This window comes from Microbacterium umsixpiens (genome assembly GCF_053543675.1).
Genome location: NZ_JBLVOH010000201.1, coordinates 20,748 through 21,891, shown reverse-complemented (window position 1 = coordinate 21,891; position 1,144 = coordinate 20,748). Strand labels below are relative to the sequence as shown.

Below are 1,144 nucleotides of genomic sequence, written 5' to 3'. Positions count from 1 at the left end.
AGGAGTCGGACGGCGTCAGGCGCGGCGGCGGTAGGCGAGGACGGCGACGATCAGTGCGGCGATCCCGGCGACGAGTCCGCCGGCTCCGAGCGCGATCCCCAGCGGATCGGTCGTCGTCGTCGCCGCTGCCTCGTCTGCCGATCCAGCGGAGCCATGGTCACCGTGCCCGTCGGTCGCGGCGTCGGTGACGGAGACCACCGGTGCCGGCGCGTCCAGGCTGTGGGGGTCCTCACCCTTCTCGGCGAGCTGGGTCCACTCGGTCGCGCCGTCGACGCACTCCTGCACGACGGGGAAGGCCAGTGTGTCTGGAGTGCTCTCGTCGAGCCCGACGGACATGCTCACCGCTCCGCGGAGATCGTTCGGTACGGGCGTCAGCGCGGTGTAGGTGACCGCGCTCACGAGGCCGTCGTCACCGCGCTCGACCTCGATGTTCCAGTCGCCGTCCATCGTCGGCGCCACAGAAGCGAGTCCGTCCGGCATCGTGATGCGGAGGGCCGTGGTGGGGGAGTTCTCGCATCCGTGTGAGAACGAGAAGGTGAGCACGCCATGGTCTCCGGCGGCGAGCTCATCGGGGCTGACGCCGACGTGCGCGCCCGCCATCGTCGGGACGGCGAGGGCGAGGACGGCGCCACCGAGGATGCCGGCGGTGGCGAGGGTTGCGCGGTGGGTGCGGGCACGGGTGGTACGGGACATGAAGGATCTCCTGATGCTCGAAAAGCGGGCGCGACGACGGTGCACCCGGCGATGGGGTTGTTCCGCCAGGACGGCGGCCGACTCCGGTGCGACAGATCCGTGTGAATCAGTCGCGGATGAGCGCAGGAGGCCCGCGTCGGGGCACAGCAGCCGCGACGGCGGCATCGAAGGAAGACAGGAGAGTGGAGCGCAGGCGGGGCGGTCGGCGGTGTTGAGCGGGCGCAGTTGCGGCGGCGCGCCGGAACATCGCCTCGACCCACCGCACGATGCTCCCCAGGAGTGTCTCGCCGTGCCAGACCAGCAGAGTGGTGAGCACGGCGGCGGCGAGGTGCGCGAGCAGCATCGTCGTGCTGAGGGATGTCTCCGATGTCGCGGGCCCGAGCAGATCGAGATTCAGGTGGTGGGTGTGGCCGACGCCGCCGAGCGTGTCGGCGCCGGTCGGCGATCCGAG

Annotated in this window: 1 protein-coding gene and 1 pseudogene; both read right to left on the bottom strand. The window is 71.1% G+C overall.

Annotated features, from left to right (window positions below):
- Positions 1–15: 15 nt before the first annotated feature.
- Entirely contained in the window at positions 16–693 is a 678-nt protein-coding gene (locus ACNPM4_RS17870) for a YcnI family copper-binding membrane protein (protein WP_448986577.1), read from the bottom strand.
- Positions 694–799: 106 nt separating this feature from the next.
- Positions 800–1,144: pseudogene (locus tag ACNPM4_RS17865) on the bottom strand (hypothetical protein); the annotation flags it as partial.

Coding starts and splice junctions, on each gene's coding strand:
- ACNPM4_RS17870 (WP_448986577.1), bottom strand. CDS start 693: ATGTCCCGTACCACCCGTGCCCGCACCCACCGCGCAACCCTCGCCACC.